The sequence below is a fragment of the Marinobacter sp. G5_S1_61_S3 genome (assembly GCF_054968585.1).
In genome coordinates this window covers 131713-156891 of the sequence record NZ_JBQKUK010000007.1, presented here as the reverse complement: position 1 = coordinate 156891, position 25179 = coordinate 131713, and the positions used below count along the sequence as shown (strand labels likewise).

Below are 25179 nucleotides of genomic sequence, written 5' to 3'. Positions count from 1 at the left end.
GCCTTCAGGTCGTTACCAGTTCCTCACAGATGACCTTCAGGCAGGCTGGCCTGCATTGAGCACGAAGTGGTGTATCGCCGGCGATGTCCCCATCCATGGTGACCGTTCGGCGCGAACGGGTGGTGATCGACACGGTCGGGCTTTTGAGGTGAACCACTGTGCTGGTTCGTTTCGGAGAGTTACGGCTCAACCGCACCGTCAAAAAAGTCATGAAAAGCTGGAACAGCGAACGCGGCCTCACGGCCACGACATCCAATTGACCATCCCCTGCCGACGCCTGGGGAATCTCGTTGCCACCGCCGAAAAAGGCACCGGAGGACACCGCAATGGTCAGCCATCGCCCGGCTACGGTTCCCTTCTCGGTTTCGATGAGGCCATGGAAACCCCGATACACCCGCAGTTTCTGCAGCAACGCTACGCCATAGCTGAAGCGACCGAGAAGTCGTTTGGCGTCCGCCGACGACTCTCGAACCGGCAATGTGCCGAGTCCGATATGAGCCACGTTCAGAAACAGACCGTTATCGGTGGTGGCTACGTCCAGCATACGGGTCCGTCCTGCCGAGACCAGATTGCAAACATGCTGGGGATCGTCAGGCAGCCCCAGGTTGCGGGCAAAATCATTGGCGGTCCCGGAAGGCAGAACCGCGAGGGTAGCGCCGGTATCGAGACAAAAACCGGCCGCCGCATTTACTGAGCCATCGCCTCCAGCCGCGAGGATGAAGTCCCTGGGGCCCACCTCTTCGGTCCAGCTCTTATCGTCAAGACTGCAATCCCGGATATCGACAATGCCCGCACTTTCCAGGTAATTTCGCCAGAACTCAGCGCCACGATTGTCCTTTTCCCCGGCGTTGGGGTTGGCCATCAACCAGTAAACCATTGCATACCGTCTTCCTGAGTCTGTTTTGGATTTTTGACGTACTAAGGTATAAGCCATGGTAGCGGAACTTGCCATCAACATGGTCAAGGTTTAACGGCGCTGTAACGCCGCCACCGACGAACTAAGGGAGACCGATGCTGGAAGATGTCAATGTTGTCTGGCTGGGGTCGATTGCCAGCCTGCTGGCAGGCCTTGGGACAGGTGTCGGCGCCCTGGGTGTATTCCTGGTCAGAAAGCTCACGCCACAGCTGCAGGACGGCATGCTCAGCGCAGCTGCGGGGGTCATGCTGGCGGCGTCGTTCTTCTCGCTACTACTCCCGGGCATCGAATACGGCGAGGAGCTCACCGGCGCTACCTGGAGCGCCGCGTTGATGGTTATCGCCGGTCTTCTCATGGGCGCAGGCCTGCTCTTCAGCATTCATCAGCGGCTACCCCACGAACACTTCACCCTGGGCCGGGAAGGCCCTGACAGCGCACGTATACGCCGGATATGGCTGTTCATCATCGCCATTGCCCTGCACAACTTCCCTGAAGGCATGGCCGTTGGCGTCGGGTTTGCCGGTGGTGACATCGGTAATGGGGTGGCCCTGGCGGTGGGCATTGGGCTTCAGAACATCCCCGAAGGCCTGGCCGTGGCCGTCTCCCTGCTGGCCATCGAGCACTCACGCCTGAAATCCTTCGGGATCGCGGTGCTGACCGGGCTGCTCGAGCCCGTTGGCGGGCTTTTCGGCAGCACCATGGTATGGCTGGCAGAACCCATCATGCCGTGGACCCTCGGCTTCGCGGCCGGTGCCATGCTGTTCATTATCAGTGATGAGATCATCCCCGAGACCCATCGTGGCCGCTTCAAGACCCTGGCCACCTTCTCGCTTCTGGGCGGTTTCGTCATCATGATGTTCCTTGACGCCACGCTGGGTTAGCCGGGAAACAACACCCTCGCCATACCGATGCTGCTGACGATCAACAGCACAACGCCCAGCACCCGGAAGAAGATCGGTGTTTCCGCCTTCAGCATGCGGTCGTGAACGTAAAGTCCGATGACATGACCAATGGCAGCGCAGGGTAACAGCCACAGGTGGTGGATCAGCTGCAGGTCGACGCCCACCCAGATAAACGCCGCCATTTTGATCACCACCAGGATGAACCAGAGTGCGAACAGGGTGTCCCGCAGGCGCTCTTTCGGCAGATGCTGCGCCACAACGGCAATAATCAGCGGGGCACCAATCAGGGACGTACCACTGATGTAGCCGCCCACCATCAGAAACACCGCGTCCACAGTCCGGCTGCCGCTGCGAAAAGGCCGGTCAAGGATGTAGGAGATGGAGTACAGGGACACGATCACAAAGATAATCGTGCTCATGATCTCTGACGGCAGTGTGATCAGTCCGAACACCCCGATCAGCTTGGGCACGATCATGATCGCCAGAATCCGCCAGAGATAATGCCAATCGACCGTACCCACGACCGCCGCGTCATCATCACCCGTACCCGACGACTTGCGATTATTCATCCAGATGGTCAGGGAGGAAAACACCAACAGGTGCACTGCAATGATGGGCAGGAACACCAGCGGGTCGTCCAGCACCAGCAGTAGGAAAGGCAGTGAAAGCACCGCCCCGCCGAATCCCAGCCCGGAACGGACAAACCCGCTCCAGATAAAAATCAGGCCAATCAGGACATACTGGTACAACGCCAAGTCAGACATAGAGGTATCGAGGTTCCGGGAGCCAGGTTCGCGAATACAAAGGTGTATGAGCATACCTGCCGGGAAGCCCTTACTTCCAGTAACAAACTGGCTACTTTTCTACAACGGAAGAAATGACAGAAAGCGCCTAGTTTTTAATCAATGCTTCCGGTAAAGCCGCCGGACAGAATTTCCGACAAGAACAACAGCCAGGCAGGAGGTGGGCCCTTCTGCCCGTGGTAAATGGAGAACAGCCATGTCAGCAGCAGTTGATCATCTGGACGAACGGCTCCGGGACGACGGAGAATCACTTGAGGAGATCATGCCCTCAGCCATCACCCTGGCCATGATGTTGCGCCACCGGACGATGGCGTCGTGGATGCGAATCGAGTTTGACGGCTACAGTGATACTTCGGAACTCCCGCCCTACCGGCGCGATGTTCCCGGCCATATCGTGGCCCGCTCACCCCAGTATGGCTGGATCCCCGCCCCGGTCGACGACAAGCAGAAGCAGGACTTCGGCCATCGAGACATGCCAGAAGGCATCAAATCCCTGGAAAAAACCTGTATGGCCTGCAAGAAAGGCACGGGCCACCGTATTGTTTTCGACAAAGAGGAAATGGCCACGCTTCAGGCGCATATCAACCTGACCGCCGAACTGGCCATTACCATCAGCAGGGACAGCTATAACAAGCTGCTTCGCGTTGTTCGCTGCGCCCTGTATCTCTGGGAACAGGAACTCATGGAACACGGGCTCAGTGGAGACCACAATTCCTACAGCACACAGGAACGGGAAAAAGTTGCCCACCTCGATGACCCCGAGAAGTTCTGGCGCAAGGCGCTTGAGGATAACGCCGACCTGCCCATTCCCGACGTGCGGGAAACCGGGTTCTTCGAACGTTTCTTCGGGCGGACAGGCTGACACAGCCTCTAGCGTTTAACGGTCTGTCAGCTTGATCTCGATACGTCGGTTCTGTCGCAGCGCCTCGGCAGAACCGCCCGAAGCAACCGGGAAAAATTCCCCGAAACCGGCAGCTACCATGCGGTTCTGTGGAACGCCTGCAGAGGCGAGGTAGCGCACGACGGCGACTGCCCTGGCCGTGGAGAGTTCCCAGTTCGAGGGAAACGCTTCGGTATTGATGGGAATCCGGTCGGTGTGGCCGTCGATGCGCAGAATCCAGTCGATATCCTCGGGAATGGCGTCCACCACGTCCAGCAGCACTTCTGCCAGCTTGTCCAGCTCCTGTTGACCCTCCTGCCCAAGGCTGGCGGAGCCGGAGGCAAACAGCAATTCCGAAGGTAACAGGAAGCGATCGCCGACAATGCGGATGTTCTCGTTATCCTGCAGAATATCCCGCAGCCTGGCGAAGAACTCCGACTGATAGCGTTCCAGTTCATTGACTCGTTCGGCAAGCAATGTATTCAGGCGCTTTCCCACCTCTTCAAGTTCGGCTTCCTTCTCGGCGGTGAGGTCCTCCTGTAAACGCAACGCAGCGGTGATGCGGCCGAGCTGATCCTGCAGCGCCGCAATCTGGTTCGAAAGCTGCTGGATGATTGCGCGCTGGGAAGCCGTCAGTTGCTCTTCATCCTCCAACTCCGACTCCGCCCTGGCGACGGCCTTGCCAAGATCTTCAACCCGCAGGGCCTGGGCCTCGGCATTGTATTGTTGCTCCAACCGCCGGGCCTTCTCCTCCTCCAGCTCCTCACGAAGTGTATCGTTCAGCGCGAGGCTTTCGCTGAAGCGGTTCTGGACCGCAGCCATCTCGTTTTCCAGGGCGGCGGTCTCTTCCTGCTCAAGACCAAGCAACCGGGAAATTTCCTGCAAGCGGCTATTGAGCCTGGCCAGTTCCGAATCCCGATCCGAGAGGGTTTGCGACAGGTACAGCTGGCTGACCACGTAAATCAGCAGCATGAAGATGATCAACATCAGCAGTGCCGACAACGCATCGACGTATCCGGGCCATACGTTGATGCTGCTGCGGGTTCGACGCCGGGAACCGATCATGGGGCTGGCCTGCTATCGCGGATCATCGTCAACCCGGTCCACGAGGTTGGTTACACCAGTCAGCCATTCCTCCAGGCCGTCGTAAAACCGGTTCTGGGCGTGGCCCGCCTGGATATCCAGAAAACCCAGGACCAAGGAGCCACCAAGCCCCAGCAGCGACGAGCTGAACGCCGTTCCCATGCCTTCCAGGGGTTCCAGCAGCCCAGACTGCAGGCCCGCAAACACCTTGCCGAAGTCTTCCTGACTCATGTCCAGGTTTACAATGACGGCACCTACGGAATTGATGGTTCCAAGCAGGCCCCAGAAGGTGCCCAGCAATCCCAGGAAAATGAGAAGACTGATGAAATAGCGGGTGATTTCGCGCTGTTCGTCCATGCGGCTGTGGATGCCATCCAGCACCGTACGCAACGACATGGTGGACAACGAGAAGCGGTCACGCTTGGAGTCGTCATCCAACTGTCGCGCCAGCGGCTTCAGAAGACGGGGTTCCTGCAATACGGAGAGCCCGGCGTTGCCGGTGCGGAACTGCGCAATCCAGCGCAATTCCGGAAACAGCACAAACACCTGGCGATAGGTGATGGCAATGCCAACCAGCAGCACACAAACAATTAACAGGTTGAACACCCAGTTCGCCATAAACGCGGCCTGCAATGGTTTGTGGATCAATGCACAAACCACCACAACGACCACCAGGAACAGCGTCATCCAGAAAAGGGTATGCTTGGGATTGCTCATTAACGCCACCGCATTCGTCGGGAAACACGTTAAAAGCTAGCACAAGCTTGCCATTACTGCTGTCCACAACCCCACTGGTTGCGTTAAGGATTTGTTACCACCGCTCAAGGCTCGTAGCGTTGAGCGATACTGTCCAGGGCTCCGCTGTCTCGCGCTTCATCAAGCGCTGCCTGAAGGTCCTCCACAATGGCCGGGGCCGTTTCGTTGCTGACCGCCAGGTACATCGGCGTCTCACGGAAAACGAGAACCGGTTTCAGGCCAGTGATGTCGTGCTCTTCCTCCGCCACCAGAGGCCCCACGAGACCATCTGTCACCCAAAGGTCGGCCTGGCCCAGCACCAAACGTCGAGGATTCTGCTCACCGGACACATTCATGACCAGATCAAACCCCTCACTCACCAGATAGTCCGACATGACGTCACCCTTGTACCCGGCAATCTTGTACTGCCGGGCACCTTCGAGGGACTCCAACTGGATGTTGGAATCGGGCGCGGCAAACAGGGTCCACTTGATCGACGCCAGCGGGCCGACCCACTGAAACTCGTCTTCCCGCTCCTCGGTTCTGGCGGTGCAGAACAGAGCATGGTTCTCCCGCCCCTGGACCCATTCGTAGGCACGGCTCCAGTCCCGCATCTTCATGACGTATTCGTAGTCCACCCGCTCCATCATGGTTTTAACCATATCGGTACAGATACCGGTGATATCGTCTTCATTATGGGCGAAGCCCTGCCCCGTGGTTGACGCGTTATAGGGTGGGTAGTTCTCGGTGAAGATATACAGCTTCTCGTCAGCAACGGCCGACGACACCACCGCCAGCATAAGGAGGCCTTGCAAGACCGGTCTAATGAACTTCAACGGGCCGGTCATTTCTGGGCCTGGTTTGGCTGGCATGCTTTTGTCCTCGTCGCAATGGGTAGGGGTAGGGGTATTGGTAGTTTAGGCTAGTCACTTTGAGCAATAATGCCAATACACCCGTCAATACCTTATCCATCGGAATAAACAGATTTTCCGCTGAAACTGGTCTACCGTGAGGTGTGAAGAAGTGTAAAATCTGAATGCATGTTTATGGAATTGTTGGCAGCCGGCCTGCCCAGGGACCCCGTTTATGACAGAAAGCCAGACCCGTATCACCGGCCTCCGTCAAAACGCTCTCATCGTTGTTCGCGGTTTTATTCCTTGTGGATGTGAACTGGTCGCGGCCTCGTCCGGCGACGACGGCGCCCAACTGACACTGGCGAACCTCACTTCGCCTGGTCTGATACAACACCTGAATGGGTCGGACCACACTCCCGCCGAACTATTTCTGTTTGACGGCAATCACCCCACGCGTGTGAGTGGTGGTCTACAAGCTGCCGCTGGGGACAGTGTGCGGATGACCAGTGATCCCCACGACGCGGAAACCATTGAATATCTGCGACGCTTGCCACAAAGGATTCCTGATCAGCTCACCCCACCCTCCGCCAGCTTGCCGTCGTTGCGAGATACCTACCAAAAACACACCCGGCGCCTGCTGGGCACCCTGGTAGCCGACTTCATCGACCACGCCTGCGAGGGTATCGGGGACGACCTTGAACAAGCGGCGGAAGTGCGTGAGATCACCCGTCTGAAGGACATGCGCTTTATCTTCAACAGTCGGGGGGAGCAGATATACCGGGATTTTACGCTGCAGTTCCAAGCGTTCGACCACCAGCTCAACCCGAGTAAGGACAACGACAGCCAAAACGGCGAACTCAGGGTCGTGGAGCAGCATGTTTTTGAGGACTGGCTGGAACTCCAAATGGTGGCATCCGAGCTCGCCAGCAAACACACCAATACGCTGTTCGTGCTCAGCCAGTTGCTCAACCAGCTTTTTTCCTGCGATATCAGCGACCGCAGCAACCCTCTTTCACCACTGTCACTGTGCACCTGTCTGCAATTCGCCATTGATCGACTCGGTATTGCCCGACAGCATCGCGGCACGCTCTACCTTGCTTTCGAGACCGTGCTGGATGACCTCTGGCCCCGAGCCGCAGAGTCGCTGAACCGCGACCTTCGTGCAGCGGGCCTGCTGGCGCTCGATCTGACCAGCTTGCCTTCCAACTGGTCACTGAGGGAATCCAATAAGGCCCGGGAAGCACCAACGGAGACGCCCCACCCTGAAGCATCGGTGGTAGATTCCGCGGCACCCGCCTCTGCCCCTGGGCGTTCGTTACTGCGACTGATGAGCCTGCAACAGGATCCGGGTAACCTGCGGGATACCTGGCCACGCACCAACCCACAGTTTACCGCCGAACTGCGACCGCACAGAGACGATCTGCGCAAGGTGCTGGGCGAGCCGGGCCCCAGCATGGAGGAGGCCATTCGAAATCTGGCATCTTCCAATCCGGACCTGGAACAGGCACTTGATGACGGTACGTGGGACAAAGTCACCCTCGTGGATCGTCTGTTCGCCCCACTGGAGCATGAACAGGGGCTGAACAGAACGCTGAGGGAACAGCTTGAACAGTTGAGACTTCCGGTTCTGGAGGTCCTGCTCGATACCTCTGAATTTCTGGACCGCGACAACCACCCGGCCAGGACCATCGTCAACGATCTTATGCGCCTCTGCCTGGCCGAGCGGAGTTCAAGCCGCAACCTGGAACAGACGGTGACGGGGATTATCGATGAACTCATCCAGACGGAAGAACGGGATGAAGCGTTTTACAGGTCCATCGGTACCCGGTTGCAGGGCCTGGTAGAACGCCAGGAACAATCGTTCCTGAGGAACTCCGAACGTATCGCCAAGACCCTGGAAGGCAAGGAGCGCCTGCGGCAGACGCGGCTCGGCGTGCAGCGACGCCTGAACATGATCCTGGCGGATAAAGCCGTGCCAACAGTACTGCTTGATCTTTTGAACGCAGGCTGGGAGCAGTTGATCGTACTGGCGGTATTGCGGGAAGGCGCTGAGAGCCAAACCGCCACAAGTTTCATTAACATCGTTGAGCAGATCCGCCTCTGGCTATCGGGCGGAGAAACCAGCAAGGATCTCGCATTTGAGCGGGAACTGGAAAGCGACGCGTTGATCCAGCTTATCGACAGGGAACTACGTACGGTTGGCGAAGTGTCTCCAGTTCGCGATGTGGTGGCGAGGCTGACCCGGGAATTGCATCAGCAGGTATCGACCGAAACAGTAACTCTCGACGCCTATCCCCCGGGTTCCTGCCAGCTGGAGGAAGCGGAGGCCTCTACAGAGTCAGTTGACACCCGCTGGGCCCGGCGTGCCCAGGAAATTGGCGTGGGCGATTGGGTTGAGATTGTCCTCGACAATGGTGAAAAACGTCGCATGCGACTGGTCTGGGGCGGCAAGGATGTCTTTCGCTTTGTGTTCCTTTCGCCCCAGGGACTGGGTGAGGTGAGTTATCAATATTCCGAATTCGTGTCGAGACTGGCCCGCGGTGACGCGTGGCTCGTCAAGCAGGGAGACATTCCCTTTGTCGACCAGAGCCTGTTCGACATCGTTCAGGGGGTCTACAGCAAGCTCAACTTCGAAGCCACTCACGACGCCCTCACGGGATGTCTTCACCGGCATGATTTCGAGAAGCAGTTGGCCCAGGCCCTGTCCGTAATGGACGGCAAACCCGGTAGTCATACCCTGATGGTGTTCGACATCGACGAATTCAGTGTGATCAATGCCACCTATGGCACCGGCGTCGGCGACGAGCTCCTGAAACGGTTTGCCTCCCTGCTTCAGGATCAGGCTTCGGGACACTCCGGCGATCACTGCATCGGTCGACTGGGAGGTAACGAATTCGCACTGCTGGCCCAAAAGATGCCGGTGGAGGAAGGACTGGATTTCTCCGAACGGCTGCGTGACGCCTTTCGAACCGAGTCACATACCGTTGACGACACCGAATTCTCCGCCACCCTGAGTGCGAGCGTGTGCCCTTTCGAAGACACCCTACGCTCTGCCGGCGAACTGATGAACCAGGCCAACCTGGCGCTCAAATCCGCCAAGAAGAAAGGCGGAAACAGCGTTGAACTGGTTCGGGACCAATCCCAGCAAGTGCCCACCTCGGGCCCCCAGTGGGTACCCGAAATTGACCGCAGCATACGCGATGGCAGCCTGTACCTGAGAGCACAGCGGATCCTTCCCCTGACTGATGGCAGCAACGGTGACATGTACGAACTGCTGCTAGGCCTTCAGAACTCCTCCGGCCAGGAAATTTCCCCACAAAGTTACATTGAGGCCGCGGAACAGTTCCGCCGGAGTTCCCGTGTTGACCTTTGGGTGATTGACGAAGCAATAGACTGGATGGAAGGACACCCAGGCGCCATGGAGAGCATCCATACGTTCAACATCAACCTCTCCGGCGCATCATTGAGTGACGACGCCTTTCTGTTCGCCCTGGAAACGAGGATGAAGCAGCACAACGCCCTCACCCATCAGATCTGTTTCGAAGTCACCGAGACGTCCGCCGTTGCCAACCTGCATTACGCCGCCGATTTCATGACCGAGATGAAGCGGCTTGGGTGCCGGTTTGCACTGGACGACTTCGGAACCGGCCTGTCCTCCTACGCCTACCTGCAAAAACTACCGGTGGACTACGTCAAGGTGGACGGCATATTCGTCCGTGACATGGCCAGTAACCTGACCAACTACGCATTGGTTCGATCCATCACCGAGTTGTGTCATTTCCTCGACATGAAAACCATCGCCGAATATGTGGAAGATATGGAGACATTGGAGCTGCTTAAAGAGATCCAGGTAGATTTCGGGCAGGGATTCTGTATTGCAAAACCCCGGCGGATGGATAGTCTGGGGGCCACCGCAAAAGCCTGAAACACCACAATCACCGAATCAACGGGAGACCACCCATGCCAAACAGCGTAAGAATCACGTACTGTACGGGCTGCAAGTGGATGCTTCGATCCGCCTGGATGGCCCAGGAACTGTTGAGCACCTTTGAAGAGGAGCTGAACGAACTGACCCTGATACCGGGCACAGGCGGAATTTTTGAAATTCACGTCAATGGCAAACGCATCTGGTCACGTAAGGAACAGCAAGGCTTCCCCGACATCCGGGAACTGAAGCAACTGGTTCGAAATGAAGTCTCGCCCGATCGATCACTCGGCCATACCGACGGGGTACCCACAGCCTGAGCACTCTGGTGTACATGCAAACCGGCCGCCATCATCGCCGGGCGACATAGCGAAACCATTTATTTACGTCCAGGCCTTAGACATTGGTTTCGTAGTGTCTTGCTGCAAAGGACGTTTCAGGCCACTATCATGGCATCTCTATTTGCGAAAACGAAAAGGTAACGCATGTTTCTTGAACGCTACCACGCCACCCAGAACGGACTCGTACTGATCAGCGCGACCCAGGCCAGTCGATTTGCCAAGGAAGTGGCCGGTGATTTTAATCCGATCCACAATCCGGATGCCCGGCGTTTCTGTGTTCCCGGAGACCTGTTGTTTGCCCTGTTATTGTCACACTTCGGCCTGTCCCGACAGATGACCTTCCATTTTCGCAGCCTGCTCGGCGAAAATGTTCCACTGGACTTCCGCGAGGACGACGACGGCCTGATCCGCGTCTACGATCAGAATGACAAGGTCTACATCGAGGTGGAACGCAGTGGTGAGCGGACTCACGATGACACCGTGATTGAGAACTTCACTCGCTGCTACGTGGCCGCGTCCGGCAAGAACTTCCCCCATACGCTCAAACCGCTGATGGAAAATGCTGGCGTGATGTTCAATCCGGACCGGCCAATGATCATGTATCAAAGCATGAGCCTGGCCCTGGATACGCTTGATGCGCCAAGCCCCGACCTTGAACTCCATAACGCGGAGCTGAAGCCGGACGGAAAGCGTGGCAATGTCTCACTGGACTACCGGCTGATTTCAGACGGCAACGTTGCCGGCGAGGTTTCCAAAAAGCTTGTGGTCAGTGGCCTTCGTGACTATGACGCCGGTGCCATGGATGCCGTGGTCGAGGAGTTCTATCGGCTCAAGGAAAAATCCTGGGATTGATGGGATGTCAACGCCCGTAAGCCAGGAAGAGAAACAGGCAGCTCTGGCCCGCCTGAACCGATTCAGTCAGATGGCCGATAACGCTATTGGCATACCCTTCACGCGCTTTCGGATCGGGCTGGAACCCATCATCGGCCTTGTTCCGGTACTCGGCGACCTGACCGGGCTGCTCATGTCCTGCTACGTACTCCTGGAAGCGCACCGTGCCGGAGCCAGCCCCCGGGTCAAACAGCAAATGGCCAGGAACATGCTGATCGACTTTTTCGGCGGCCTTGTTCCGGTCATTGGCGACGTCTTCGACTTCGCCTGGAAGGCCAATGTCCGGAATACCCAACTGCTCAGGGAACACCTGGAATCCGAACTGAACGTTCAGCAAAAGCCGCGGTTCCCCTGGATGCAATTCCTGGTGATCGTGGGCACCCTGGCAGTATTCACCGCCCTTGTGGCGGTGTTTGCGCTCTGACTCAGGGTCACTACGGATTTATCCCTAATGCTTTCTGGCCTTAACTCGGTACATGTCACCCTATGCCTGTGACCCGTCATCACCAAGAGGACAGACAACATGGCAAAGACCCAATGCTCCAACTGCGGAGCCAGCCTTCCCACCGAAACGCCTAAATGCCCGGAATGCGGGAGCCTTCAGAGCTCCAGGCCCAAAATGATTATCGGCGCCGCCGGCGTTCTGATCGCAGCCCTGGCCATCGTGCTCGGCGCCATCTATGTTATAGCCAAGGATGAGCCCGCCAATCCGGCCGGTAGCACCACCGAGATCAGGCCCTAGCACCCCGTCTGGCTTCTAGGGAGAACCATAACAACAAACCATGAGGCACGCATGAGCGATACCACACCCGATACAGTCTGGGACTATCTGATCCAGGGTGCCAAGGTCTTCGACGGTATTGGCGAATTACCGGTCCGCGAAGACATCGCCATCGCAGATGGCAGGGTCGCAGCACGAGGGCCGGACCTTGATCCGCAAAAAGCGCACAAGGTCATCGATGCCACTGAACGCTGGGCCATGCCAGGGTTGTTTGACATTCATACCCACTACGACCTGGAGCTGGAGGTTGCCCCTGGCCTGCCCGAATCCGTGCGCCATGGCACCACCACGGTTGTCATTGCCAACTGTAGCCTGGGGCTGGCGTTTGGCGCACAGCGCAAGGACGGTGCAGACCCGATTGTGGACTGTTACGCCCGAGTGGAGAACATTCCCAAGGACGTCCTGCGGGCGACCGCCGATCGAGTGGACTGGAAGAACCCGAAGGAATACATCCAGCATCTGAACAGACTTAGCCTGGGCCCGAATCTGGTCACCATGGTGCCGCACTCAATGTTGCGGATTGAGGTCATGGGGTTTGACGCCAGCATTTCCCGCGACCCCACGGAAGACGAACTCAAGGCCATGGAGGCATTGTTGGAGCAGGCCATGGATGACGGCTATGCCGGATTCTCCACCGATGCCCTGCCGTTCCATTACCTGGCCAACCAGCCCAATACCCGCAAGACCATACCCACGCAGTTCGCCAAATACCCGGAAATCAAACGGCTGACGGACGTGGTACGGCGCAAGGGCGGTGTCTGGCAGGCCACGCCACCGAAAGACAGCACCATGGGCACCATCAAGACTTTTCTGCTCAGTTGTGGCCTACTCCACGGCAAACCACTCAGAACAACGGTGGTGGCTGCCCTGGATGTGCAAAGCAACCGCAAGATCGTGCGGCTGGCGAGATTGCTGGCCCGGGTTCTCAATTCCCGACTTTTGCGGGGTGACTTCCACCTGCAGGCCCTGGCCGCCCCCTTCAAGGTATGGTCCGACGGCGCCGTAACGCCGCTCTCCGAGGAGATTGAGGAACTGCGTATTCTCAATGAGACCGAACTGGAGGACCGTGAAGGCCGGCTGAAAATCCTCAACGATCCAGCCTACATCGCGTCGTTCAAAGCCATGTGGATGAGCGGCAAAACCGGTTTTGGCCTCAAGCGCCTCAAACGGCTGGTACGCCTGGAGGACTACGCCTTCAACCGTACCCTGGCGGACATGACCATCGACGTATGCCCCCTGAGAGAATGGCAAGGCCATACCTTTGCCGATGTCTTCGCTCGGGTGAATGCCGCCAACGCAGGAAAACCACTCGAAGGCAGCGATGCGGAACGGGCCCTGCTGAAAGACCACTTCTCTGGGGTGAAGGACGAAGGCGATTTCGTGCTGGCGATGCTGCGGGCGTTCGACCGTGATCTGAGCTGGTATACCGTGTCCGCGAATCGGAACGAACGCGTTGTCCGCAACCTGCTGATGGATCGGCAACTGCTGCCGGGCTTCAATGACAGTGGTGCCCATCTCACCAACATGGCCTTTTACGACGGCAACCTCAGAGCCCTGAAACTGGCCTCTGACGGCGGCGATATAGATGTAGCGTATATGGTACGCCGTCTCACCCGAGACCCCGCTCGTGTGTTTGGCGTCAAAGGGGGCGGCATCGAAGTGGGCGATCAGGCCGACCTTATCCTGGTAGACCCGTCAGCCCTGCGCCGCATGAACCACAACAATACGGTGCAACGTCAGTACCGGGAGGCATTTCAGCACGAGCAACTCGTTAACCGCACCGATGGTGTGGTGTCCCTGGTCATGATTGCAGGCCATCCAGCCTGGCACGGAACGTCGTTCGACAATGCACTGGGCCAGCAAAAAATGGGAACCGTACTGGACACCACCTTCTGACACTTGTTCAAGGGCTATTTCAGAACGGGTTCCGTTTCGGGGCAAACGCGCTCTATTCGCACTAATTTGAATCACGTTGGGTTCAATCCAGGGCTCTTGCCCCGTTGCCCGGCTACCGGTTCATCAAAGCCACCACCCCTACCTTAATAATTTTAAACGGCTTTTGTTCCCACGGAAGATTCAGGCATGGGTCTTGCGTAGGACTGGACGACATTAACCAGCAAACACTGGGCCCTCAAAGTTCCCAGAAGATCGAACACTATCTGGACAACGGCGTCCTCACGAACCTGACACTCGGGTTGCGTGTGGACGCCGTTTTTTTATGCCCGGGAATAATCACCGTTGAATGAGGTAATCAAGAATGTCCTATCTAGTTCCGTCAGAGTTCGTCACCAAGATGGTAGACGCGGGTGAATCCAAGGTTCACATGTCGACCCGAGATACGCTGATACGCGCGTTCATGGCTGGCGCTATTCTTGCTCTGGCCGCCGTTTTTGCGATAACCGTTGCGGTGCAGAGCGGCAGCTTCCTGCTCGGAGCCGTGCTCTTCCCCGTCGGTTTTTGCATGCTGTACCTGATGGGATTCGACCTTCTTACCGGGGTCTTCATGTTAACTCCGCTGGCCCTTCTGGATAGGCGTCCCGGCGTGTCCCCCAACGCCATTCTCAGAAACTGGGGACTGGTCTTTGTCGGCAACTTCGCCGGTGCGCTGACGGTCGCTTTCATGATGGCGTTTATCTTCACCTACGGTTTTAACACGGAGCCTGGAGCCGTCGCCGAAAAAATTGCCGGCGTTGGTGAAGCCCGTACTCTCGGTTATGCGGAATACGGCGCAGCCGGCTGGTTTACCATCTTTATCCGCGGCATGCTGTGTAACTGGATGGTCTCCATGGGTGTGGTCGGCGCCATGATCTCGACCAATGTCGGCGGCAAGGTGCTGGCTATGTGGATGCCAATCATGCTGTTCTTCTTTATGGGTTTCGAACATTCCGTTGTGAACATGTTCCTGTTCCCGTTTGGCATCATTGTCGGCGGCGGTTTCTCAGTGATGGACTACCTGATCTGGAACGAAATCCCCACAGTGCTGGGCAACCTCGTTGGCGGCCTCGCCTTTACCGGCCTGACCCTGTACACCACGCACATCCGCACCGGTGCCAAACGCAAGGCCACTAAAACCGCCAGCGCTGATCGCGTACCTGCCTGATTGTCCCGTGAGCAATCACCTGAAGGTCTCTGTGGGACAGCACTCCGACAGAGGCCGTAAACCATCCAACCAGGATTTCCACGGCTGCACCATGCCCGCCGAGCCACGCCTCGGGATGAAAGGCATGGCCTTCGCCATGGCCGACGGAATCAGCAGCAGCGACGTCAGCCACATCGCCAGCGAAACTGCCGTCAAAAGCTTCCTTGACGACTATTTCTGCACGTCAGAGGCCTGGTCGGTGCGTAAATCTGCCGAGCGAGTTCTGACTGCCACCAATTCGTGGCTGCATGCGCAGACCCGCAATGGCCCGTACCGATACGAAAAAGACAAAGGTTATGTCTGTACTCTGAGCACTCTGGTCATAAAGGCTTCCACCGCGTATCTGTTTCATGTCGGTGATACCCGGATTTACCGACTGCGGGCACATGCCCTGGAACAGCTCACCAACGATCACCGGCTGTGGGTTTCCCAAGAGGAGAACTACCTGAGCCGGGCACTGGGGGTGGACTCACTGCTGGAAATTGATCACCAGTCATTGCCGCTGCAGGAAGGGGACATTTTTATCCTCGCCACCGATGGTGTATACGAACATGCCAGTGCGCAACAGTTTATAAACATCATCAGCCAATACTCATCAGACCTGGACGCCGCTGCGAAAGCGGTGGTCGAAGGCGCCTATGACAGCGGTAGTGACGACAACCTCAGCGTGCAGATTATTCGCGTGGACCAGTTGCCGGATCGGAAAACCGCAGAACTATCCCGGCAGGTGGAAGCACTGCCTTTTCCACCAATACTGGAAGCACGGCAGGCCTTTGACGGCTACACCATACTCCGGGAATTACACGCTACTAGCCGCAGCCATGTGTATCTGGCGCTGGACACTGAAGCGGACACACAGGTCATCCTGAAGATCCCTTCCATCGACCTGAGAGGCGACCCGGGATACCTTGAGCGCTTCCTGATGGAGGAGTGGATCGCACGGCGCGTGAACAGTGCCCACGTTCTCAAGGCCGGCATTCAGGACCGGCAGCGCAATTACCTCTACACGGTGACGGAATACATCGAGGGGCAGACCCTCAAACAATGGCTAATCGACAACCCCAAGCCAGACCTGGAAACCGTGCGAGGTATCGTGGCGCAGGTAGCCCGCGGGCTCTATGCGTTACACCGCATGGAAATACTGCACCAGGATATCCGGCCCGATAACATCATGATCGACACCAACGGCACGGTAAAAATCATCGATTTCGGATCCGCCCGGGTGGCCGGCATCGCAGAAGCCACCATTCTGGAACCCAACGAGATACCCGGAACCGCACTCTACATGGCGCCGGAATACTTCATGGGCGAAACCGGCACCACCTGCGCAGATCTTTACTCACTGGGTGTCCTCACCTATCACATGCTGTCCGGCAGATTTCCCTACGGCACCCAGGTGGCCAAATCCCGTACCGCCTCTGCCATGCGCAGACTTAACTACGCCTCCGTTCTGGATGATGATCGGGAAATTCCAGCCTGGATTGATGCGACCATCAAAAAGGCGGTACACCCAAACCCGGACAAGCGGTACCAGGAACTCTCGGAATTCACATTCGACCTGAGGCACCCCAACCAGGATTACCTCAACAAAAGCCGACCACCACTGCTGGAACGCAATCCCGTTGCCTTCTGGCAAGGCATCTCGGCCCTGCTTGCCGGTATTGTGATCTACTTGCTCAGCCAATGAGACACAACCGGTTGCCAACGCAACCAGAACTCTAATACTGTTCAGGCATGGACAAGAACACACCGGTTCCCCGCCTTGCCTTTCTTTATCCTGGACACGCTGCCGAGGATGACTACCCACGTCTGGCCGGAATGATCTCGCCACCGGCTGAGGTGAGAGTCATACATACGGCGTTCGATGAGGATGCACATACCGTTGAAGCTCTCACCGAAATGGGAAGCCCGGCGCGCCTTACGGAAGGAGCCGGACACCTTGAAAGTGCGGATATGGAAGCCGTTCTATGGACCTCCACCAGTGCCAGTTTCGTTCGTGGCATCGACGGTATAGGGGAACAGATCGAAACGCTCGAAAGCCTGCTTCACATTCCGGCCTCTACCACGGCCATGGCGTTCGCCAGGGCCGTTACCGCCATCAATGCCAGGCGGGTCGCCATCGCGGCTACCTACCCGCGGGACATAGCCCTACTGTTCCAAACGTTTCTGGAGCACTTTGATATCGAGGTAGTGCACATAACCTGTCGCGACATTATTACGGCGGCGGAGGTCGGCACGCTGGAGAAAGAGGCCGTACTGCGGTTCGCGACGGACAATGACCACCCGGACGCAGATGCGGTCTTGATTCCCGATACCGCATTGCATTCCGCCGCCTGGCTGGAAGACCTGGAGGCAGCGGCGGGCAAACCGGTACTGACCGCCAATCAGGTCAGCTTCTGGGAGGGCCTGAGGCTGTGTGGCAAACTCACCTCGCAATCCGGCCTGGGCACCCTGTTCCGGGTGAACCCCTGGAACTAGGCCGCCTGTTTTCGCTGCTGCGTTACCACCAGCGCAACCCCCGTGATCGAGATCACACCCCCAATCATCGCAAGTACGCCCAGCCTTTCATCGAAGAGCCAGTATGCTTCCAACGCCGTTACGGGCGGTACCAGATAGAAAAGACTGGCCACCTGCGAGGCTGCACCGCGTCGAATCAGCCACATCAACAGCAGAATCGCCCCGATGGAAACACCGAACACCAGCCAGACCATCGACCAGATCAATGGCTGAGCCCACACCACCTCGCGAGTTTCAAATGCAAAAGCGCCAACGGCGAAAAACGTTGCCGCAGCACTGTACTGAATGAACGTACCTGCGACGAGATCCGACTGAGTGCCATTACGTTTCTGGTACACGGTGCCCAAGGATATCCCGCCCAGGGACAGCGCAGCCCAGAGCAAGGTCCAAAGCGGGAAATCGGAGGCGGAAGCATCACCGCCGAACTTTTCCAGCAGCACCAGTGTTACACCGACTAGACCCAGTGCCAGGCCCAGCCATTGCCGACTCGAGACACTTTCCTTCAGCACCAGAATGGCCACGGCCGACGTTACCAGCGGCTGAAGGCCGACAATAAGCGACACGATTCCCGATGGCATGCCCCCCTGGATCGCGTAATAAACCCCGCCCAGGTAACAGCCATGCACCAGCAGGCCGGTGACTGCCAGATGACCGGCACCACGCCAACCAGGCCAGCGGGTTTTCATTATCCAGGCGAGTACGCTGAGTAGTACCAGCGTAAACAGCATGCGTATCAGCAGGAGCGTAAACGGCTCAGCAAAGGGTAAACCATACTTGGCGCCAATGAAGCCCGTGCTCCACAGCCAAACAAAGAGCGCCGGCACAAAAAACGAATAGAAAATCGGGGGCATACGGTTAACCGAGAGGCAGACGAATGTGAGTCTGCCCACTGTAACCCGTGATTGGCAAACAAAACAGATACAGAAAATGAAATTAACAACCGGTACAGATGATCAATGTGACCCTGTATGACCGGTGCAATTCCTGAAAGCCGGCTAAATGCTGTCCTTCTTCTTGTCCGAGTCGTCCGTCAGTTTACGTTCGGTTTCATTCCACTGTTCCGACAGTGCCTCATAGGCATTGGAGAAACCCTGCTTGGCACGTTCCCAGGCAGAGGATGAACTGGCCTGCAGCTCGTCATACCATTGCTGGACGCGTTGCCGCTGCTCCTGCAAGGACTCAAGACTTTTCCTGGATCGTTCCCGGGCCTTGTCACTCATGTCGCCCCAGTTCTGATCCAGTTCCTGCTGTAGCGTGTCAATGCGCTTGTCCAAAGCCGAAAGCGTATTTTCAATCGCTGTTTCCGCCTCCGCTTTCTGGTCCGCACCAAACTCTTTCAGCGCCTGACCAAGTTCGCGGGTTTCTTTTTTCAACGACTCAACCGACGAATCCCCGGACGATTCCGCGTGCAGCGAACCGGACATGACAAGTGCAAGAACGACGGCCAGTGAATAGCCGAGTTGTTTGAAGATCATTGAAATTCTCCCGATATTATTTGGTAGACAGTAACAACCTTCGGCGCCAAACCGCACCTTAGCAAAGCTTAATCAATCGACAATAAAGGTATTTAGGCCAACAAAACAATCGTTTGCAGCACAAATCATTCTCTTGCGAAGCGTTTTCGGACTTCCACTATTTGTGGCTTTAACGTCCATGTGCCACTTTGAAAGTGACGTCACACAACGGGAGAAATACTATGCTCTATTGGGCTATTGTATGCCTGATCGTCGCGGTAATCGCCGGTGTACTTGGTTTTGGTGGTATCGCGGGGACAGCCGCAGGGTTTGCGAAAATTCTGTTCTTTATCTTTCTGGTTCTGCTGGTTATTTCACTGGTGGCCAATGCGCTTCGGGGCAAAGGACCAAAACCCTAGAAGCCTTCGCGTCCGGCGGCATGTTTTTAACGTGTCGCCGGCATCTGCAGTATCACCGACGATATGTCATCGCACACATCCTCCTGACTCTTGCCAACACAATTTACCGTCACGTCCGCAGCCCTCGAGTAAAGCTCAAAACGTTCCCAAAACAGCTGTTCCAGCGACTGATCCGGTCGCCGGGAGATGCCCCGGGCGCTATAATCCCCTATCCGCGCAACGACCACCTCCAGCGGAATATCAAGAAACACCACGAGACCATCAGCTTTCAGGTGAGTCATCGCAGGTTCGCTGTAGACAGCACTACCGCCCGTGGATATCACCTGACGCCGCACATCCAGCCTCAGCAATACCTGCTCCTCGATTCGCCTTAGCGCCTGATAGCCATCGCCGTCGACAATATCCTGCAAGGTGCGGCCCGCTTCCTCCTGAATCAGCAGGTCCGTATCAATAAACCCTAAACCAAGCTGCTTTGCCAGCAGCACCCCAACCGTGCTTTTACCGCTGCCGGGCATTCCGATGAGTACAACGTTGCTGCGGGACATATTCAAGGGCACAGAGTCTCCGGGATTTCGCCAACAATGAGAATTGACCGACTATATTGAGAAAAGTAACACTTTTCCGACAAACATTGCGGTTTCTTCAGCCAATTAACGCCGTATAATCCGCCTTACGGTTGTTATTCACGAATGCAGGCGGCGTTCTTGATCATGCACTCCAAGAGTCAACGATGATAAGCGGCAAAACCCTTCTCACTTCCTCGCTGGCATTTCTGCTACTGGCCTTTGCTGCGCCTGTATTGGCGGACAGTATCAAACGCATTGTGCACGCCGACGGTACGGTGGAATACACTAACGTTAAGGGCAATGGCGAGAAGCGTGCGTCGACAAAAGACGAAGTGGTTTATCGTTATACCGACGACAATGGCGTGGTTGCCTATAGCGGTATCCAGCCCGCCAGCTTGAATTTCGATGTCATCCGGTTCCACTGCTACGCCTGTGACCCGGATTCCAACGTGAATTGGCGCACCACACCGCTGTTCCTGTCGCCCTACCGGGATGAGATCAAGACGGCCGCCAGGGAGTTCAACGTTGACCCCGCTCTGGTTCGGGCCGTCATCCATGCAGAATCGGCGTTTAATGACAAAGCCCTGTCGCCCAAGGGAGCCCAGGGGCTGATGCAGTTAATGCCTGCCACCGCAGAGGAGCTGGGTGTTCGTAATGCCATGGTTGCCCCGGAGAACATTCGCGGTGGAGTCAATTACCTGGCCCGTATGCTCAAGCGCTTCGACGGTGACATCAAGCTGGCAACGGCCGCTTACAATGCCGGCCCTGGAGCTGTCGGGCGCCATGGTGGCATACCGCCCTACGCGGAAACCCGCGCCTACGTGGAACGGGTTGGAATCCTTCACCAGCGCTACGCCAGTAACTGACCGGCCTAACCGAACGCCAGCCAGGCACCCACCAGAACCATCAGACTGCCAGCCACGCGGTTAACCGTGCGAACACCACCGCCCTGCTTTAGCGCTTTGCGCAGAGTCTTTCCACCATGGGCATAGAGCTGAAGGCAGAGGAACTCCAGGGCCAGTATGATCAGGATGAGAACCGTGAGTTGTGGCGCCATTGGCAGTTTACTGTCGATAAACGGCGGCAATAGCGCAATGAAAAACGCCCAGCCCTTCGGGTTGGCAATAGCGGTCACAAACCCCTGGAGCGCCAATTGCACCCTTGAACTCTCCACCGGTTGCGAATCCTCCTCCGGCATGGCCATTTTGCCCCGGGACTGCCACATCTGGATGCCCAGCCAGGCAAGGTAGGCGCCGCCTACAACCTTGAATACGTCGAAGGCCGTCGGGTACTTCAACATGAAGGTTGCCACACCTACTGCCGCCGCAGTCGCCACTACCGCCACGCCAACCAGCTCCCCGGCCATCATCCACAGCGCCCGTTTCACGCCAATGGTAATACCAAGGGACAGCGCCAGGGTCATACACATACCCGGCGTAATGGACACCACAAAGAAGGTTGGGATAAACGCAGACAACAAGGCCAGGTTCAGTGACATCACGGGCAGACTCTTACATTGATAGAATGTTGGACGTTGAGAGAAACGAAACTCTTAATTATACAGTCCACGCAGATAATGCAACCCGGACAGCTGAGCCATCTGCCCACGAATCCAGGCCACCCTCTCCCATACATAGGACGAGGGGCTGGCGGCACTGAGCACTTTCGGATTGGGAAGAACCGCAGCAAGCCGTGCTGCCTGGGTTTGCGACAGCCGGCTGGCGGGGATGCCGAAAAAGGCCCAACTGGCAGCCTCAACACCGTAGATCCCATGGCCGAATTCGGCGATATTCAGGTACACCTCCATGATCCGACACTTCGGCCAGATAGCGTCGATACCGAGCGCCAACCCGGCCTCCAACGACTTGCGCACGAAACTGCGCCCGTTCCACAGGAACAGGTTTTTTGCCGTCTGCTGGGTGATGGTGCTGGCGCCCCGCAAACCCTGGCCCGCACGGTATTCCGCAAGTGCCTTGCGAATGGCGCTGAAATCCACCCCCTGATGGTACGGAAAGCGTTGATCCTCACTGGCCACCACTGCCAACGGTACCCAGGGTGATATCTCGTCCAGGCTAACCCACTCCTGTCTGAGCTCGTGGCTGGAACCGGAAAACAGATGCCCCAGCATGAAGGTGGACGTCGGCGGATTCACGAACCGTAGCAGGACAATCAATGCGATTATCAGCAGCAAAAAGCCCACCAGTAACCAGGCAAGCGCGCGCAGGGATTTTTGGATCACGGATCGTTGAGCCACGGTGTTATCATCACCCAGGTTTGGGAATCACGGAGAAAGTCGGAAAGACTATAACATTGCCACTATGAAGCTTTCCCGAATTCTCAGTAATCAAAACGGTGTCAGCCGCAAGCAGGCCAACGCCCTGGTCGCGGCCGGAACGGTTACAGTGGACGGTTGTATCTGCAGGGAGACAGCCTGGGAAGTCGACCGTTTCAGCACTGTAGCCTGCAACGGCAGGGTTATCCAGCACGGGGACCGGGCCCACTACCTGATGCTGAACAAACCGGCCGGATACCTCAGTGCCACGGCGGACAAGATTCACAAAACCGTAATGGAGCTGATCGACCCGGAACTGCGAAAAGACCTTCACATTGCCGGCAGGCTTGACCGTGCCAGCACCGGTTTGTTGATACTGACCAATGACGGAACCTGGTCACGAAGGCTTACGGAGCCCAGGGTAAAGCTCCCCAAAGTCTATCGGGTCACCACGGTCGAACCGGTTTCAACCGATGCCATAGAGCGCTTCGCACAGGGAATCTGGTTCGAATACGAACAACTGACCACCTCTCCTGCGCGCCTGGAACCACTGTCTGCCAACGAATCCAGGGTAACGATCTACGAAGGCCGCTATCATCAGATCAAGCGTATGTTCCACGCAACGGGCAACCGTGTGAGTAGCCTGCACCGGGAACAAATGGGTGCGATAACACTGGACCCAACGCTGAAGCCCGGGGAATTCCGATCACTCACCACCCGCGAAATTATTCTGGAATAACAACGAAACAGGGGGCGGTTTCCCGCCCCCTGTGATCGCCTGTCTTCGATGGCGATCAGTTACATTGGCCGGCTTCGAACACGCCGCTGTCGGTCTCCTTCACCCAGCTGTAGGTGCCGGATACCGCGCCCAGGTAATCGTTACCACCGGTGGTGTAGTACCCCCCTGAATAGTACGCCCGGCCAGCGGTATCATGGTTGAGATGGGTATCGTTCCAGTCCTGGCAGGTGACATCGCCGCCGGAGCCACCACCATCACCGCCTCCGCCGGTTCCGCTGCAAGCGCTGGGTTCGGACGTATACCAGAGCCCCGGATCGCCCTCATAGAGGGTGACATTGCTCCAGGTGTCGAAGGAGCCCCCGATGTCGATGTCGTCGCCACTGGCATAGGCCCTCAGGTTGGAGTTACCTCCAGCGTAGGCCCGGTTTGCCGAAATGTGGGCATTGGGCGACGCTGTCGCCTGCTCGCAGGTCTCGGTAGGTGCGTTGGGGTCATACACCTCGACCTGACGGCTTTTCGTCGTGGTATTGCTGTCGCTGTCAGTCGCACTGTAGTCGCAGGTGTAGGTTCCGACCGTTGACGTATCCACCGCACTGCAGTCAGCCGTTACCGTCAGTGAACCGTCCTCGGCATCCTGCCCGGTGGCACCCGGATCGGTAAACGTGGTGTTGATCGCCACGGTCATCGGGTTATCGCCGATTAGTGTGATGACCGGAAAACCCTCGGGCTCGGTTCCATCGCGGCTGTGGCGGTTAAAGAAATCCCAGATGATATCCGGATAGCTTGGCCCCACCCTCACGGACCATTTGCCATTATTACCATGCTCTCCGCCAACCCAGTAGTGACCATGATTGGTATCCTGGGTATTGGGGGTCGACAGGGGGCCGTCCAGGTAGACGGTTTCAACCACCGAACGCGCTCCGTTGGTGCCATCCTGGGTATAACGGATGTGCTCGCAGCTGTGGTTGTTCTGATAATAGGGTGAACAGGCGACTGACGAGGCGTAGGCCTGGCCCGTGGTCTGGAACCCGGACTCGCCAAACACCTGCAGGTGCGCATCCCGGGTGTTATCAGCCGCCTCTTTCAGCACGGTACAGTCGTTCTCGTTCTGCAACACCATGAGCGGGATCGGATACTGGTCGTCCACCTCCGACTGCATGTCGGAGGATACCCGCGATACGCTGTGAAACGTCGCACTACCGGGGCACTGTCCGGACAACGAGACAGACGCAGAATCCTCACCGTACGGCAGGCCCGAGGCAGGCGCGGCCGCCGCCCAGTATTCGTTATGGGCCACCGAGGCTACGGTTGCCATGGCACCGCCGGAAGACAGGCCGGTGATATAACGGCGATTGGCGTCAATGGTGTAATTGGATTCAACAGCCTGTGCAATCTGGTGCAGGTCCTCCACTTCGCCAGCGCCTTCATGGCGATGGTGATCAAACCAGAAGCCCCAACAGTTTTCATTACGCAGCCCGTCGTAGCTGGTAATGAAGGGGGCAACCAGAATGAATCCGTACTCATCGGCTGCGGCTTTCAGCCCCCAGTCATTGAGCACGTCGTTGTTGGTCTGTTTGCAACCATGCAATGCCATCACCATGGGTGCAGGCGATTGCACGTTCGAGGGCACGTACACCTTGTAGTTACGGGCCCTGGACTGATTGTAGGATTGTTGTGGCAGGGTATAGGAATCTGTCTGGCCCGCGACCGCGGGAAGAGCAGGAATCATCAGGGCGGCGGAGGCCAGCAATGCCGATAGCGTGCCACCGCGCACCTGACGTGCGATGAGTTGGAACATCTTGAGCTCCTTTTATTGGATTTATTGTTCGGCAGTGTTGCAACTGAAAGATACGTGCCAGGATTGCAGGTTGCTGATTTCCCTCATCCCAGGGATTGTTCCGAATAACGATATGCCCGGAACGCCGGACAGAGGTGTCCGCGCGCCCGGACGGCCAAAAGCCT

Annotated in this window: 25 protein-coding genes; 14 read left to right on the top strand and 11 right to left on the bottom strand. The window is 57.1% G+C overall.

Annotated features, from left to right (window positions below; genetic code table 11):
* Positions 1 to 4: 4 nt before the first annotated feature.
* Complete coding sequence (locus ACTRWH_RS08810; RefSeq protein ID WP_041334184.1) at positions 5 to 877, bottom strand: diacylglycerol/lipid kinase family protein; 873 nt, start codon at positions 875 to 877, stop codon at positions 5 to 7.
* 134 nt (positions 878 to 1011) lie between these two features.
* Here ACTRWH_RS08810 and ACTRWH_RS08805 point away from each other — a divergent pair, with 134 nt between their 5' ends.
* Positions 1012 to 1797: a ZIP family metal transporter gene (locus ACTRWH_RS08805; protein ID WP_036209419.1), complete on the top strand. Its 786-nt coding sequence runs from the start codon at positions 1012 to 1014 to the stop codon at positions 1795 to 1797.
* Here the strand turns inward: ACTRWH_RS08805 and ACTRWH_RS08800 are convergent.
* Entirely contained in the window at positions 1794 to 2582 is a 789-nt protein-coding gene (locus tag ACTRWH_RS08800) for a TSUP family transporter (protein ID WP_278367792.1), read from the bottom strand. The genes ACTRWH_RS08805 and ACTRWH_RS08800 overlap by 4 nt on opposite strands.
* A gap of 235 nt (positions 2583 to 2817) precedes the next feature.
* On the opposite strand from ACTRWH_RS08800, the gene ACTRWH_RS08795 reads away from it, so the two are divergent.
* Positions 2818 to 3483 carry an AbiTii domain-containing protein gene (locus ACTRWH_RS08795; RefSeq protein ID WP_041334183.1) on the top strand — a complete coding sequence of 222 codons (666 nt, stop codon included), beginning with the start codon at positions 2818 to 2820 and terminating at the stop codon, positions 3481 to 3483.
* 15 nt (positions 3484 to 3498) lie between these two features.
* Here ACTRWH_RS08795 and ACTRWH_RS08790 read toward each other — a convergent pair whose 3' ends face one another.
* The 3 genes from ACTRWH_RS08790 to ACTRWH_RS08780 form a co-directional block, all read right to left on the bottom strand.
* Positions 3499 to 4566 carry a peptidoglycan -binding protein gene (locus tag ACTRWH_RS08790; RefSeq protein ID WP_041334182.1) on the bottom strand — a complete coding sequence of 356 codons (1068 nt, stop codon included), beginning with the start codon at positions 4564 to 4566 and terminating at the stop codon, positions 3499 to 3501.
* 12 nt (positions 4567 to 4578) lie between these two features.
* Entirely contained in the window at positions 4579 to 5301 is a 723-nt protein-coding gene (locus ACTRWH_RS08785) for a hypothetical protein (RefSeq protein ID WP_036209409.1), read from the bottom strand.
* 104 nt (positions 5302 to 5405) lie between these two features.
* A complete protein-coding gene (locus ACTRWH_RS08780) occupies positions 5406 to 6191 on the bottom strand; it encodes a substrate-binding periplasmic protein (protein WP_075197018.1) in 786 nt (261 codons plus the stop codon).
* Between the two features lie 214 nt (positions 6192 to 6405).
* Between ACTRWH_RS08780 and ACTRWH_RS08775 the strand changes: the two genes are divergently transcribed.
* The 9 genes from ACTRWH_RS08775 to ACTRWH_RS08735 all read left to right on the top strand — a co-directional run bounded on the left by ACTRWH_RS08775 (position 6406) and on the right by ACTRWH_RS08735 (position 17728).
* Positions 6406 to 10098 (top strand): DUF1631 family protein, encoded by a 3693-nt coding sequence (locus ACTRWH_RS08775; RefSeq protein ID WP_462826297.1) that lies wholly within the window; start codon positions 6406 to 6408, stop codon positions 10096 to 10098.
* Between the two features lie 35 nt (positions 10099 to 10133).
* Positions 10134 to 10418, top strand: coding sequence for an Rdx family protein (locus ACTRWH_RS08770; RefSeq protein WP_075197016.1), 285 nt, complete (start codon positions 10134 to 10136; stop codon positions 10416 to 10418).
* Between the two features lie 165 nt (positions 10419 to 10583).
* Positions 10584 to 11291 (top strand): DUF3581 family protein, encoded by a 708-nt coding sequence (locus tag ACTRWH_RS08765; RefSeq protein WP_036209399.1) that lies wholly within the window; start codon positions 10584 to 10586, stop codon positions 11289 to 11291.
* Positions 11292 to 11295: 4 nt separating this feature from the next.
* Positions 11296 to 11754 (top strand): DUF4112 domain-containing protein, encoded by a 459-nt coding sequence (locus ACTRWH_RS08760; RefSeq protein WP_085679624.1) that lies wholly within the window; start codon positions 11296 to 11298, stop codon positions 11752 to 11754.
* A gap of 99 nt (positions 11755 to 11853) precedes the next feature.
* Positions 11854 to 12072, top strand: coding sequence for a hypothetical protein (locus ACTRWH_RS08755; RefSeq protein ID WP_126811866.1), 219 nt, complete (start codon positions 11854 to 11856; stop codon positions 12070 to 12072).
* Positions 12073 to 12123: 51 nt separating this feature from the next.
* A complete protein-coding gene (locus tag ACTRWH_RS08750; protein ID WP_085679621.1) occupies positions 12124 to 14007 on the top strand; it encodes an N-acyl-D-amino-acid deacylase family protein in 1884 nt (627 codons plus the stop codon).
* A 361-nt stretch (positions 14008 to 14368) separates the two neighbouring features.
* Entirely contained in the window at positions 14369 to 15211 is an 843-nt protein-coding gene (locus ACTRWH_RS08745; protein WP_085679618.1) for a formate/nitrite transporter family protein, read from the top strand.
* Positions 15212 to 15218: 7 nt separating this feature from the next.
* A complete protein-coding gene (locus ACTRWH_RS08740; protein WP_085679615.1) occupies positions 15219 to 16937 on the top strand; it encodes a bifunctional protein-serine/threonine kinase/phosphatase in 1719 nt (572 codons plus the stop codon).
* A gap of 47 nt (positions 16938 to 16984) precedes the next feature.
* Positions 16985 to 17728: a maleate cis-trans isomerase family protein gene (locus ACTRWH_RS08735; protein ID WP_085679612.1), complete on the top strand. Its 744-nt coding sequence runs from the start codon at positions 16985 to 16987 to the stop codon at positions 17726 to 17728.
* Here ACTRWH_RS08735 and ACTRWH_RS08730 read toward each other — a convergent pair.
* Complete coding sequence (locus ACTRWH_RS08730; RefSeq protein ID WP_228209900.1) at positions 17725 to 18618, bottom strand: DMT family transporter; 894 nt, start codon at positions 18616 to 18618, stop codon at positions 17725 to 17727. The genes ACTRWH_RS08735 and ACTRWH_RS08730 overlap by 4 nt on opposite strands.
* A 144-nt stretch (positions 18619 to 18762) precedes the next feature.
* Positions 18763 to 19242 carry a sll1863 family stress response protein gene (locus ACTRWH_RS08725; protein WP_228209901.1) on the bottom strand — a complete coding sequence of 160 codons (480 nt, stop codon included), beginning with the start codon at positions 19240 to 19242 and terminating at the stop codon, positions 18763 to 18765.
* A gap of 221 nt (positions 19243 to 19463) precedes the next feature.
* Between ACTRWH_RS08725 and ACTRWH_RS08720 the strand changes: the two genes are divergently transcribed.
* Entirely contained in the window at positions 19464 to 19640 is a 177-nt protein-coding gene (locus tag ACTRWH_RS08720) for a DUF1328 domain-containing protein (RefSeq protein WP_007152648.1), read from the top strand.
* Positions 19641 to 19666: 26 nt separating this feature from the next.
* Here ACTRWH_RS08720 and ACTRWH_RS08715 read toward each other — a convergent pair whose 3' ends face one another.
* Positions 19667 to 20191 (bottom strand): shikimate kinase, encoded by a 525-nt coding sequence (locus tag ACTRWH_RS08715; RefSeq protein ID WP_410174344.1) that lies wholly within the window; start codon positions 20189 to 20191, stop codon positions 19667 to 19669.
* Positions 20192 to 20370: 179 nt separating this feature from the next.
* Between ACTRWH_RS08715 and ACTRWH_RS08710 the strand changes: the two genes are divergently transcribed.
* Positions 20371 to 21072: a lytic transglycosylase domain-containing protein gene (locus ACTRWH_RS08710; protein WP_228209902.1), complete on the top strand. Its 702-nt coding sequence runs from the start codon at positions 20371 to 20373 to the stop codon at positions 21070 to 21072.
* Between the two features lie 5 nt (positions 21073 to 21077).
* Here the strand turns inward: ACTRWH_RS08710 and ACTRWH_RS08705 are convergent, their stop codons facing one another.
* Together ACTRWH_RS08705 and mtgA are read right to left on the bottom strand one after the other, a co-directional pair.
* Positions 21078 to 21704, bottom strand: a complete 627-nt coding sequence (locus tag ACTRWH_RS08705) for a LysE family translocator (protein ID WP_228209965.1) — start codon at positions 21702 to 21704, stop codon at positions 21078 to 21080.
* Between the two features lie 54 nt (positions 21705 to 21758).
* Complete coding sequence (gene mtgA, locus ACTRWH_RS08700) at positions 21759 to 22460, bottom strand: monofunctional biosynthetic peptidoglycan transglycosylase (RefSeq protein WP_462826296.1); 702 nt, start codon at positions 22458 to 22460, stop codon at positions 21759 to 21761.
* A gap of 64 nt (positions 22461 to 22524) precedes the next feature.
* Between mtgA and ACTRWH_RS08695 the strand changes: the two genes are divergently transcribed.
* Positions 22525 to 23217: a pseudouridine synthase gene (locus ACTRWH_RS08695; RefSeq protein WP_091640842.1), complete on the top strand. Its 693-nt coding sequence runs from the start codon at positions 22525 to 22527 to the stop codon at positions 23215 to 23217.
* A 55-nt stretch (positions 23218 to 23272) separates the two neighbouring features.
* Here ACTRWH_RS08695 and ACTRWH_RS08690 read toward each other — a convergent pair whose 3' ends face one another.
* Entirely contained in the window at positions 23273 to 25015 is a 1743-nt protein-coding gene (locus ACTRWH_RS08690; protein WP_081899301.1) for an extracellular catalytic domain type 1 short-chain-length polyhydroxyalkanoate depolymerase, read from the bottom strand.
* Between the last annotated feature and the right edge of the window lie 164 nt (positions 25016 to 25179).